Here is a 12,639-nt window from a genome sequence, read left to right as displayed (position 1 = left end):
TAATATTTGCGGTTAATACCATGATAAATCCTTTCACTGACGAATATTTCATGAAAAAAGCGTTGCAGGAAGCTGCGATGGCTTTTGATAAAGATGAAATTCCTGTAGGCGCTGTTATAGTTATTGATAATAAAGTGATTGCCAGCAGTCATAATTTAACCGAATTACTTCATGACGTTACAGCTCATGCGGAGATGCAATCTATTACTGCAGCTGCCAATTATCTTGGCGGGAAATATTTGATTGGTTGCACGCTTTATGTCACACTGGAACCTTGTCAGATGTGTGCAGGCGCTTTGTACTGGAGTCAGATTTCGAGAATTGTATACGGTGCCACAGATGAAAATCGTGGTTTTGTAAAAATGGGTACACAATTGCATCCTAAAACCAAAGTGGTTAGCGGTGTGTTAGCCGCAGAAGCGGCTGATGTAATGAAGCGTTTTTTTAAAGAAAAGAGGAAATGAACAAGATGCTCCCCTCTTTATTTTAATTGAGAATTGAATATGCGTTCTCGTTTTATTACCGCGAACTATAAAATTAGTGTCAATTTTTAAATTACGAAACTTTCTATTTTTAAAATTTTAAAAAACTCTAAAACAGGGAAGTACACGATCCTTAGTCCCAAAGTCAAATACATTTTTTATAAGATATAACTTATTTTTTTATACTTTCATTTAGAGAATAATTATGCTTGTAATTTATTAAAAAAACCCGTCTCGCTTAAAGCTGACGGGTTTAGTACATTATATTAAAATCGAAATTGTTTACTTTATTATAACGCTAATTTACGGATCAACTACGCAAGCATAGCTTTGCATGCCGATGCACACTTGCGACAAGCGTCAGCACATTTCATACACTGTTCCATATCTGTATGTTTTTCACATTCCGCTGCACAAGCAGTACACGCTTCTTCACATTTTTTGCAAAGTTCATCTACATTGTCTGCATTATTTTTACTTGCAGTAATTAACTCATTGCAAGCGTCTTTACAGGTATTGCAAAGTTCTGTGCAATTTTCCATTCCTGCTATTCCCTTGTTTTCAGTAGCGCAGGTTTCGCATGCTTCAACACATGTTTCAAAAGCTGCAACGCAACTTTCCATTTTTGTATTTTCCATTTTGGTAGTGTTTATAATAGTTCTTCAGAAACCCTGTTGCCTGATCTTCAGTTTCGCTGTTGCTCGTTTTTAAATAACAACTCTTTATTAAAGAGTTAGAAAAGATTGCTTAAACTTGCTCTAAATTTATTTGCTGTTACGGTTTCTTTTTAAAACAATAATAACAATAATTATAATTACAACAGGCGGAATTACCCACATTCCCCAACCCATTGCTGAACTCCAGTTACTATCATTCATCATAATTAAATCAATAAATATAAAATTAAGTATGATAATGGGATATGCTATTGTATAATTTTAGGAATAAGTTTCATAATTGCTACATGGTTTTGTGTGGAATGATTAGTATAGGTTATCATATAAATCATCCATTATCTCCATTTGTAGAAAAACCCGTCTCAATCTAAACAAAATGTCTTTTAGATTTTTAGGTACCTTCGTGAAATAATTTAGGAATTTTTTTTTTGGGTGTAGAGCGCAACTATTTTTCTATCGATTAAAGAATATAAATGGAGGGAGCGGTAGGTTAAACGTACTATTAAATGCTAAATAAAGGGTTTTATTAGAGGTGTTGAGTTTATATCTAGTTTTAACAGATAATTTTTTTAAAAAAAACCTAGCTAATAGGTTTAGTTAGTAATACTGCTACTATTTTTCTGATCTATCTTATTTACACTCCTGTATTGCTTTTAAAGGACCTTATTTTCCCATTTTTCTTGCAACTATTTTTATTATTTTCTATACTTTTCTTACTAATTCTGCTATTATAACCTTTATACTGCTTTGAGAAAGAGGTTCGATTGTTGTTAAATTTGAGGCTTTTCTACGTTGATTTATGGCGCTAAATGGCTTTTCTATTTGTTGTTTTGGTGGAGCAAATTTTTATTTATTTGTAGGAAGAGGGCATAGTATGATAAATAGGAGCGTTTTTTTAAGTTGGTTTTTAATTTTAAAAATAGCTGCTTAGTGTTTCAATGTCGTTACACCTGCAGAAGCGTGAGGGATTGCAATGGAAATCCTTTATGGAACGCAGTGGAGTAAAGATTGAAGTGAAAAGCCCGACCCGCAGTTTTTACGCAGGGTCACGCCCAAAACAAAAAACCCTTACATCGCTGCAAGGGTTTTAAATATGAAATCATAAATCAGATTGCTCCTTTGTCGGAATGACAAATAGGACTAGTATCTGTAATATTCTGGTTTGAATGGACCTTCAACAGGAACTCCAATATAATCTGCTTGATCCACACGTAACGTTTCTAGTTCAACACCTAATTTAGCTAAGTGTAACATGGCTACTTTCTCATCTAAATGTTTTGGCAACATGTATACGTCATTGTTGTATGCCGCACTGTTTTTCCACAATTCGATTTGAGCTAGTGTTTGGTTGGTGAAGGAGTTACTCATTACAAAACTTGGGTGACCTGTAGCACAACCAAGGTTTACTAAACGACCTTCAGCCAAAAGGATGATGTCATTTCCAGCAATGGTATATTTATCTACTTGTGGCTTGATTTCCACTTTTGATGCACCATGGTTTGTGTTCAACCATGCCATGTCAATTTCGTTATCAAAATGTCCAATGTTACAAACGATAGTTTTGTCTTTCATTTTTTCGAAATGAGATCCTAAAACGATATCTTTATTTCCAGTAGTTGTGATGATAATATCAGCAGTTGCAATAACAGTATCTAATTTTTTCACTTCAAAACCGTCCATTGCCGCTTGAAGCGCACAAATTGGGTCAATTTCAGTAACGGTAACAATAGAACCAGCACCTCTAAAAGAAGCAGCAGTTCCTTTACCTACATCACCGTAACCACAAACGATTACTCTTTTTGCAGCAAGCATAATATCAGTTGCACGACGAACTGCATCAACTGCAGATTCTTTACAACCGTATTTGTTATCAAATTTCGATTTTGTAACCGAGTCGTTTACATTGATAGCTGGCATAGGCAATGTTCCCGCTTTTACTCTTTCGTATAATCTGTGAACTCCAGTTGTAGTTTCTTCAGACAATCCTTTGATACCAGATACTAATTCAGGGAAACGGTCAATAACCATGTTAGTCAAATCTCCACCGTCATCAAGAATCATGTTCAATGGTTTTCTATCTTCACCAAAGAATAAAGTTTGCTCAATACACCAGTCAAAATCTTCTTCGTTTAGCCCTTTCCAAGCATACACTTGAATCCCAGCAGCAGCAATTGCAGCAGCAGCTTGATCTTGAGTAGAGAAAATATTACAAGAACTCCACGTCACCTCAGCACCAAGTGCAATCAAGGTTTCAATCAAAACCGCAGTCTGGATTGTCATGTGCAAACATCCTGCAATACGAGAACCAGCAAGAGGTTGTTCGTTTTTATATTCGGCACGAAGCGCCATTAAACCTGGCATTTCAGCTTCCGCTAATTCAATTTCTTTTCTTCCCCAAGCCGCTAGAGAAATGTCTTTTACTTTGAAAGCCACAAAAGGCATAGTTGTAGTACTCATTTATAGTATATTTGTAAGTGTAAATTTTTTGCAAAATTACGTAATAAGTTGTTATTTTAAAAGGAATCACAAATATTTATGAATTGTTTAGTACTGTAATCTTTTAAAAATCAATAAAATAAATTTATAGAGCTGAATTAATTTTAGTTTTTAGGAGCTATTTCCCGCTTTCCACTGCAATCTTTTTTCCCATCCTTTCAGGGTTTTAAGCCCTGAAAGGATGGGAAAAAAGGATTTTCGTTTCAATCGGGGCTAAAAATCAGAATACGACCATGCCATTATTCAAAACCATCCACTTCAGTACCGACACCCAAGTTCTAGTTTGGAAAATAACCGAATCCTTCGAACAGCTCTACAACGACGTCCAGTTAAACGAGAAAAATGCAATACGTCTCCTAGGAATGAAATCGCAATTGCACCAGCGTGCCTTTCTCAGTGTTCGCAAATTGTTTCAAGAACTAGGCTACAGTGATTTTGATTTGTATTATGACGCATTAGGAAAACCGCATTTACAGGACGGGAAACACATTTCGATAACCCATTCCCATGAATTTTCGGCCATTATCGTCAGCAATGAAACGGTAGGAATCGACATCGAATTGCAGAGAGACAAGATTATCCGGATTGCTGATAAATTCTGCGACTCAGAATTTCAGTTTTTATCGCGTCGCGAGACTTCGGGCTTCGGGAGTGAAAATCAAAATGATTATATTCGGAAATTAACTGTAATCTGGGGCGCCAAAGAATCCATCTTCAAAATCCGAAACGAAAAGGGAATCAGTTTTAAAAATCACATCAAAGTGCAATCTTTTGAAATAAAAGATAAACAAGGGCAAACGGAACTTCATTTTGGCAGCATAATCAAGGATTTTAACATCCATTTTGAAGAAATAGAGAATTTTACATTGGTTTACGCTTTTCAAATCAGCTAAGCGTGTTCCCGGCTTTTAAAAATATTCATAATAAGGAAAGTACTCATTTTTTGGGCTCTACGTTTTAGAATCTCTACATTTTCGCCTTCAAAAAGTTCGTCCAAAGTTGCAAACCACAAATTCAACCATATTCCAAATAAATTGGAAGTAATTTGATGATTGAATTTTTTGTCTACTGCATTATGGACTGTGATTGGATTTCCGTTGTAATTTTTTGTACCCAAGATATTCGCTTCCCAAAAGTCGGTCAACTTTTCTAGATGTTCTTCCCAATCCGTTATCGTTTCATTAAAGAAAAAACCGATTTCCTGATCTGCTCTTATTTTGTCATAAAAAGTCCGAACTAAAAGTTTCAGATCGTCACGGTTTTCAATTTGCTTTTTCATTAAATGATAATCTTGTTAATAAATATTAAGGATATGCTCAAAATAACGCTAATTATAGTAAAGTTGAAAATTACCTTGTGTTTCATTTGCGCCAAAATCGAAGTGTTTACCAACATGCAAATTAGAATTATCAAGCCTAATTGAAACATTTGTATCAAACTAGTTCCGTTGCGAAGAATGTTCATTGCAGCAACTGAGCCCAGACAACTTTGTCCAATAACGATTAATGTTGCAAAACCTATGAAATTGTTGTTGAAGTCGGTAAGTGTTTTGTTATATAGTGTCATAATATTTTAATTGTTTGTTACTGCAAATTTACAGGCTCTTGAATTCAATATTTTATGACCTACATCATAATGATGCTTACTGTACGGCAGCTGTTTTACTATTTGTCAAATTTAGTCATCCTTTGATTGTGCCTTTGACAAAGCTTCTACTTAACGGATATTGTTTATCGATACACTTTTCTATTGACGATTTTAAGTTCTCCTTTTTTTTCTAGTGTTTTGATGGCTCTTATTACGGTCTCGACACGAAGTCCCGTCAAGTCACCCATTTTTTGCCGCGTCAAATCAATATGAAAACCCTCTTGCTCCTTCTTAAAATTAAAATAAGCAATCGAGTAGTCAAATAATTGTAATAAGCGATGCTCTGCATCTTGTGTGGAAATCTCAGCAGCCATAACCGATTTATAATGTAATCGGCGAGCTAAATTTTCAATCATGATAATGGAAACAGCTGGATTTTCAGCTATTAATTTCAAGAAGTTAGCTTTTGAAACACAGATTAGCTCGGAGTCTTCTACAGCTTCAGCATTAGCGGGATAGGTTCTTTCTAGAAACAACGGTGGTTCACCAAAACATTGTTTCTCATAAAAAAATCCTTGCACGAATTCCCTGCCTTCATCATTAAAATTATTCATTTTTACTGTTCCTGAAATAATCTGGTAATAATGAGTGGCAAAGTTATCCTTCTCGAAAATTATTTCTGATTTTTTGTAGAGCCTTCGCACTGCATCATATTTTTCGAGCATTTCAATTTGGATCATAAGCTTGTTAATGTGAAGTTTGTGAATCTATAAGCAAAGATAAGTTTTCTTAAAGTAATGCTCACTTTCAAAAAAACGTATACTTTTACGCCGATTATGAAAAATGAAAAGCAGAATATATACAGTCAGATACTCGAGGCTAATGTAAAGAACCAAAAATTATTGGCCATTCTTCTTGATCCAGATAAAATAATTTTAGAAAATGTTACCCATTTAATTTCAAAAATTAAGCAGTCACCAGCAACGCATATTTTTATTGGCGGAAGCCTTGTGGAAAAGAATATTCTAGACGAATTAATTTTAAAGATAAAGATAAACTGTGATTTACCTATCGTACTTTTCCCTGGAAATCCTTCGCAGATTTCTGATCAAGCCGATGCAATTTTGTTTTTATCATTAATCTCAGGAAGAAATCCTGATTATTTAATTGAACATCAAGTGAAAGCAGCACCTATTTTAAAAAAAACCCAACTCGAAATTATAGCAACTGGTTATATGCTCATTGAAAGTGGTAGCGAAACTGCGGTAGAAAGAATCAGCAAAACTAAACCTTTGGACAGAAACAATCTCGATTTAGCTCTGGCAACTGCACAAGCCAGTGAGATGTTAGGCAATAAATTGATTTATCTGGAAGCGGGAAGTGGTGCTAAGCGCGCAGTTCCACTGGATATGATTCGATTAATTTCAAAAAACATCACAATTCCGCTGATTGTTGGAGGCGGAATTATAGATTTGCAGGGAATTCAGAAAGCCTACGATTCAGGTGCAGATTTGGTCGTAATAGGAACTGCTTTTGAAAAGGACGTCTCTTTTTTTAATTAACGTGTGTTGCTTACTGATTTATAATTGGAGCGCTACCAAATTGGCCATTCGTTTAAGGTTTTTGAGCAACTTAACAAACAATTTGTAAATGCGGCATGAAAACCTAAGTCTAATTTCGTAAACCCCAAATGTAAACATGATAGAATATTTTTTTGCCCAATACAGATCCTATCCAACATTAGATATCATCCTAGAAATTGTAGCGGTTATTTTTGGCTTGTTGAGTGTTTGGTATGCTAAAAAAGATGATATTTTGGTTTTTCCAACGGGATTAGTGAGTACTTCCATATTCGTTTATTTGCTTTGGAAATGGGTTTTGTGGGGCGATATGATGATTAATGGGTATTATTTCGTGATGAGTATTTATGGCTGGTACCATTGGACTCGAAAAAAAGGGGACAGCGTTGCGTTTCCAATATCAAAAATTTCAAGCTCAGAAAAACGAATTGCGATAATTCTTTTTATATTTACCGTTGCCTTTGTGGTTTCGGTATATCACTATTTTGATAAATTTACCACTTGGTTTGCGTATGTAGATACATTTATTACAGGAATTTTCTTTGTAGGAATGTGGCTCATGGCAAAAAGGAAAGTCGAGAACTGGATATTTTGGATTATTGGAGACTTGATTTCAATACCTTTATATTTTGCGAAAGGCTATACTTTTACCAGTTTTCAATATATAGTATTTACCGTAGTCGCCATTTTTGGCTATTTAGAATGGAAGAAAATCTCAGACAGCTCAGCAGTAGAGCCACAAAAATAATTAAAATAGCCTTATTTGGTCCCGAAAGCACGGGCAAGACTACATTGGCCAGACAGCTTGCGGACTATTATAAAACCGGATGGGTTCCTGAATTTGCACGCGATTATCTGCAGGAGAAATGGGAGACAACGCAACAAGTATGTGATCGTGAGGATATGATGCCTATTGCTTATGGTCAGACCAAATTAGAAAATGAACGCGCTTTAATTGCCAATAACTATCTTTTTTGCGACACCAACTTAATGGTAACTAAGGTTTTCTCTGAAGTTTATTACAATTATTGTGATCCTTCATTAGATGAAGCGGCTTGCGAACATCAATACGATTTATTCTTCCTTACGGATATTGATGTGCCGTGGGAAAAAGACGATTTGAGAGACAAAGCGGAGGGTAGAGAATCTGTATTTGCAGTGTTTAAACAATCTTTACTAGACAATAATAAACCATTTATTACCCTTTCCGGGGATAAGGACTTACGACTTAAAAAAGCAATATCGATTATAGACGATTTGACTTTAGCAAGAGAATTAGGGTTTTCGTCCCTTGATTTCATTCAAATTTATGAGCATGGAATTCCAATAAAAAACATTCAAAAGCAATTGATTTTTTTTAAATATGGAATTTCCAAAGTAAATTTGGTTCGTCCCGCAACCTTGTCAAATGGAGTTTTGAAAGTGTCAGAAAAAGGTTTTAAAGAAAATGCCAGTTTCTTTGATGCACACAAATCCAACTTGAAATTAAATAAATTTGTTCCTGCATCAGGCGCTGCAAGTAGAATGTTTAAGTTTTTAACTGAATTTATCAATGATTTTGATTTCGAAAACGAATCTATAAATGCCTATATTAACCGTAAAAAAGCTAATAAACTTGCTGTTTTTATCGTAGGAATGGAAAAATTTCCTTTTTTTGATGCCATTGATAGTAAGCTTAAAGCTGAATTCGCAGGTTTTGAGGTAATGGATCGAAGTCTAAAGAATTATTATTTTATAAAGATGCTTTTGTCGTCCGATGCTTTTGATTTTGCTAATAAACCAAAAGGGATTCTTCCTTTTCACAAATACAAAACTCATATTGCAACTCCGGTGGAAGAGCATTTGCATGAATGTACTCATTATTCAAGTGCAATTAATTGCTCTAACTTGCATTTTACGGTTTCAGAATCACATCAACAGCATTTCGAAAGTATAATAAATAACATCAAAGCTAGAATTGAAGACCAAGCTGGTGTGGCTATAAATGTTAGTTATTCCTATCAAAACGAGAGTACTGATACGCTCGCTGTGACTATGAAAAATAAACCTTTCAGAGATGAAAAAGGAAAACTGGTTTTTAGACCTGGAGGACACGGTGCTTTAATTGAAAATTTGAATAATCTGGATGCTGATATTGTATTTATCAAAAATATTGATAACGTTATTCAAAATAATATCGAGAAAATCTCTTTGTACAAGAAAGGGTTGGCGGGTATATTATTAGCCCTACAGCAAGAGGTGTTCCGTTATTTAAGTGCCTTGAATTCTGAAACAATTCAGATAGAATTAGTAGAGGAAATGGTTCTTTTTATAAAGGAAAAATTGTGTATTAACCTGCGTGAAGATTTTTACGAAAGTAGTTTTGAAAGTAAAGTGGACTCCCTTAAGGCGGCTTTAAATAAGCCCATACGCGTATGCGGAATGGTAAAAAATGAAGGAGAACCAGGCGGCGGGCCATTTTGGGTAAGAAATGAGCAGGATGCAATTTCATTGCAAATTGTAGAAAGTTCTCAAGTTGATTTGGAAAGTGATCATCAAAAAGGGATCCTTAATGCCGCTACTCATTTTAATCCTGTTGATTTAGTTTGCGGGATAAAAAATTATAAAAACGAAAAATTTGATCTGCCTCAATTTGTCGATCACAACAGTGGATTCATAGTGGAGAAAAACACCGCTGGCAAGAACATTAAGGCTTATGAATTGCCTGGTCTCTGGAATGGTGCAATGGCAAACTGGTTAACGGTATTTGTTGAGGTTCCCCTGATCACGTTTAATCCAGTCAAGACTGTGAATGACTTGTTGAAACCAGCGCATCAATATAAATAGATTTACTGAATCAATCCCAAAGTGTTGGGACAGCATAAATGGAAACAGAAAAAATCATATCCGAATTAAGCTATAAAGCCGTCCGCAGCAGTGGAGCGGGTGGGCAGAACGTAAATAAAGTATCCTCTAAGGTGGTATTGACTTTTGATTTACATCATTCTCAAGCGCTAAACGAAGCTGAAAAACTTTTGATTGAAACCAAATTATCCTCTAGATTAACTGCTGATCTCGTTTTAATATTGAATTGTGATGAAGACAGAAGCCAGTTTAGGAATAAAGAAACAGTTACCAAGCGATTTCTAGAACTGATAAAAACGGCATTGCAGGTTCCAAAAGTGCGCAAACCAACAAAGATTCCAAAATCGGTTATTCGAAAACGAATTAAGGATAAGAAGAGCATTTCAGAGGTTAAGAAAAACCGAAGAAAACCTGATTTTTGATTTTTGATAAAAAGTTTAAAAGTTATACTTGGAACTTTAAACAAAAGAATTATATTTGCCCCGTCTCAAAGGGGTGCTCTAAATAACGAGCTGAGATTATACCCAACGAACCTGGACAAGTAATGTTGTCAAGGGAAAAAATGACAAACTAATAGTGTGCACGCTACTTTATTTGTCATAGGAAACAATCATTTTTTAATTTAACAAAAAGAATAATTCCCCCTTTTATTCGTAATCTTTTTACGGATGAATACTATTTTCAATTTTTCGTGCCATAAAGACACAAAGGCGTCAAGTGTAGCTTTTTTAACGTCTATTCTCTTTTCTCTTTCTTCTTTTTTCGCCTTTTCACAAGTTAAAGACACTACCAAAGTAAACCAACTGGATGCAGTATTAGTTTCAGCAGTGCGTGTGACCAATAAAACACCAGTCAGTTTTAGCAATTTGGACAAAAAGGATATCAAATTCCGAAATTTAGGGCAAGACATTCCTATTTTGATGAATTATTTGCCATCTGTTGTTACCACTTCTGATGCTGGTAATGGCGTAGGATACACTGGAATTCGGGTTCGTGGTAGTGATGCAACGCGAGTAAATGTAACGATTAACGGTATTCCTTACAATGACTCCGAAAGTCATGGCACGTATTGGGTAAACATGCCTGATTTTGCTTCTTCGCTTCAAAGTTTACAATTGCAGCGTGGTGTGGGAACGTCTACCAATGGTGCGGGAGCTTTTGGTGCCAGTTTAAACATGTTGACAGATAATTTTGCCAACGAAAGTACAGGGGAAATTTCAAACTCGCTTGGAAGTTTTAACACTCGAAAACACACGGTGAAATTCAGTACTGGATTGATGAATGATCATTTTGAAATTGCAGGTCGTTTGTCTGCCATTAAATCGGACGGATTTGTGGATCGTGGTGCCTCTGATTTGAAATCCTATTTTCTGCAAGGAACGTATGTGGGCAAAACCACGTTGATAAAAGCCTTAGTTTTTGGAGGAACGGAGAAGACGTATCAATCTTGGAACGGAATAGACGGCGAAACGCTGAACAGGGATCGCACCTATAATTCAGCAGGTGCTTTCACGGATGAACAAGGCAACGCTCGTTTTTACGATAATGAAACCGATAATTACCAGCAAGATCACTCGCAATTGCATTGGAATGAGAAAATATCTGAAAATTGGAGTACTAATTTTGCGTTGCATTATACAAAAGGGAAAGGTTTTTTTGAAAATTATAAAGAAGATGCTAAATTTTCTAGTTACGGCTTGACACCAATTGTTAACAATGCAACACCAATTAATAGAACCGATTTAATTCGTCAAAAGTGGTTGGATAATGATTTCTATGGAACTACATTTTCAGCCAACTATAAGGACACAAAATTAGATGTCATTTTTGGTGGTGGCTGGAACAAGTATGAAGGCCGCCATTTTGGTAAAGTGATTTGGGCGAGATTTGCATCTCAAAGTGAGCTTGGAGACAAATATTATGATGATTATGCCATTAAAACTGATGGAAATATCTTTGCAAAAGCCAATTATCAAATCACTGATAAATTAAGTTTGTTTGGCGATTTACAATTCCGATCAGTTAATTATAAAGCTAATGGTGTTCAAGCAAATCCGATTGATGATACCTTTAATTTTTTTAATCCAAAAACGGGATTAACCTATGATGTCAATGGGAATAACGCTTTGTATTTTTCGTATGCGAGAGCAAACAGAGAACCCAATAGAGGTGATTATGAAGGTGGTAATGTGAAGCCAGAAAAGTTGAATGACTTTGAATTGGGTTGGAGGCATGTTGCTGAGAAAGTACAATTCAATACAAATGTGTATTATATGGCGTACAAAGACCAGTTGATCTTAACTGGAAATCTCGATGATGTAGGCGCTCCAATACGTTCTAACAGCGAAAAAAGCTACCGACTAGGACTGGAAATTGATGCTACAATTGCCTTATCCGATCAATTTATTATCCGTCCAAATTTTACCTTGAGTGCCAATAAAAATACTGATTTAGCTGTTGCAGGGCAAAATTATGGAACTACTGATATTGCGTATTCACCATCCGTTATTGCAGGAAATATATTGGTTTACACACCTATTGAAAATCTTCATATCTCCTGGTTGCAAAAATTTGTAGGCGAACAATACATGAATAATATCGAATTGCCAGCGGCAAAGTTGGCCGATTATTTTGTGAATGACTTGAACATTGCCTACACTTTTAAACCTAAAACAGTCTTCAAAGAAATTGTTTTTACGGGTTTAGTGAATAACTTCTTAGACAAAAAATACGTTTCTAATGGGTATATGTATGATGTGTATCCATATTATTATCCGCAAGCGGGAATTAATTTCTTATTGGGGATGACGTTGAATTTTTAGAAAAGTATTTGTTGATAATTGGAATCCAGTGTTGCAAAGCACTGGATTTTTTTTGTTTTTCTGTTTTTGTCGTGGGTATTGTTTAGACGATAAAATTTACCTAATCTTGTAATGTTAAGGAATGACGTATTTTTTTAAATAGAGATGAAGG

Annotated in this window: 12 protein-coding genes; 7 read left to right on the top strand and 5 right to left on the bottom strand. The window is 35.3% G+C overall.

The genetic code is table 11. The features are described 5' to 3' along the window. Positions 1–20: 20 nt before the first annotated feature. On the top strand, positions 21–464 hold the full coding sequence (locus BUA03_RS14570; RefSeq protein ID WP_066080667.1) for a nucleoside deaminase: 444 nt from the start codon (positions 21–23) through the stop codon (positions 462–464). 332 nt (positions 465–796) lie between these two features. Here the strand turns inward: BUA03_RS14570 and BUA03_RS14565 are convergent, their stop codons facing one another. After that, complete coding sequence (locus tag BUA03_RS14565) at positions 797–1,120, bottom strand: four-helix bundle copper-binding protein (protein WP_066080664.1); 324 nt, start codon at positions 1,118–1,120, stop codon at positions 797–799. A 1,179-nt stretch (positions 1,121–2,299) separates the two neighbouring features. Then, positions 2,300–3,616 (bottom strand): adenosylhomocysteinase, encoded by a 1,317-nt coding sequence (ahcY, locus tag BUA03_RS14560; protein ID WP_066080661.1) that lies wholly within the window; start codon positions 3,614–3,616, stop codon positions 2,300–2,302. A 272-nt stretch (positions 3,617–3,888) separates the two neighbouring features. On the opposite strand from ahcY, the gene BUA03_RS14555 reads away from it, so the two are divergent. Then, the gene (locus tag BUA03_RS14555; protein ID WP_066080657.1) at positions 3,889–4,548 is read left to right on the top strand and encodes a 4'-phosphopantetheinyl transferase family protein; all 660 of its coding nucleotides are present in this window, start codon (positions 3,889–3,891) and stop codon (positions 4,546–4,548) included. On the opposite strand, the gene BUA03_RS14550 is transcribed toward BUA03_RS14555, so the two are convergent. From BUA03_RS14550 to BUA03_RS14540, 3 genes are all read right to left on the bottom strand, one after another. Then, the gene (locus BUA03_RS14550; RefSeq protein WP_066080655.1) at positions 4,545–4,934 is read right to left on the bottom strand and encodes a group III truncated hemoglobin; all 390 of its coding nucleotides are present in this window, start codon (positions 4,932–4,934) and stop codon (positions 4,545–4,547) included. The genes BUA03_RS14555 and BUA03_RS14550 overlap by 4 nt on opposite strands. Then, positions 4,934–5,221: a hypothetical protein gene (locus BUA03_RS14545; protein ID WP_066080650.1), complete on the bottom strand. Its 288-nt coding sequence runs from the start codon at positions 5,219–5,221 to the stop codon at positions 4,934–4,936. The genes BUA03_RS14550 and BUA03_RS14545 overlap by 1 nt, the downstream gene beginning before the upstream one ends. Before the next feature lie 164 nt (positions 5,222–5,385). Next, a complete protein-coding gene (locus BUA03_RS14540) occupies positions 5,386–5,982 on the bottom strand; it encodes a Crp/Fnr family transcriptional regulator (RefSeq protein WP_066080647.1) in 597 nt (198 codons plus the stop codon). Between the two features lie 57 nt (positions 5,983–6,039). On the opposite strand from BUA03_RS14540, the gene BUA03_RS14535 reads away from it, so the two are divergent. From BUA03_RS14535 to BUA03_RS14515, 5 genes are all read left to right on the top strand, one after another. Continuing rightward, a complete protein-coding gene (locus BUA03_RS14535) occupies positions 6,040–6,804 on the top strand; it encodes a phosphoglycerol geranylgeranyltransferase (protein ID WP_394333644.1) in 765 nt (254 codons plus the stop codon). Between the two features lie 136 nt (positions 6,805–6,940). Beyond that, complete coding sequence (pnuC, locus tag BUA03_RS14530) at positions 6,941–7,570, top strand: nicotinamide riboside transporter PnuC (RefSeq protein ID WP_066080646.1); 630 nt, start codon at positions 6,941–6,943, stop codon at positions 7,568–7,570. After that, positions 7,525–9,648, top strand: coding sequence for a DUF4301 family protein (locus tag BUA03_RS14525; protein ID WP_066080642.1), 2,124 nt, complete (start codon positions 7,525–7,527; stop codon positions 9,646–9,648). Before pnuC ends, BUA03_RS14525 begins: the two co-directional genes overlap by 46 nt. A 38-nt stretch (positions 9,649–9,686) precedes the next feature. After that, positions 9,687–10,088, top strand: a complete 402-nt coding sequence (gene arfB / locus BUA03_RS14520) for an alternative ribosome rescue aminoacyl-tRNA hydrolase ArfB (protein ID WP_066080639.1) — start codon at positions 9,687–9,689, stop codon at positions 10,086–10,088. 246 nt (positions 10,089–10,334) lie between these two features. Continuing rightward, positions 10,335–12,488, top strand: a complete 2,154-nt coding sequence (locus BUA03_RS14515; RefSeq protein WP_066080636.1) for a TonB-dependent receptor — start codon at positions 10,335–10,337, stop codon at positions 12,486–12,488. Positions 12,489–12,639: the final 151 nt, after the last annotated feature.

This window comes from Flavobacterium fryxellicola (assembly GCF_900143245.1).
GTDB classification, from domain to species: domain Bacteria; phylum Bacteroidota; class Bacteroidia; order Flavobacteriales; family Flavobacteriaceae; genus Flavobacterium; species Flavobacterium fryxellicola.
The sequence above is the reverse complement of the archived record's forward strand: the minus strand, read 5'-3'. Positions and strand labels throughout refer to the sequence as shown.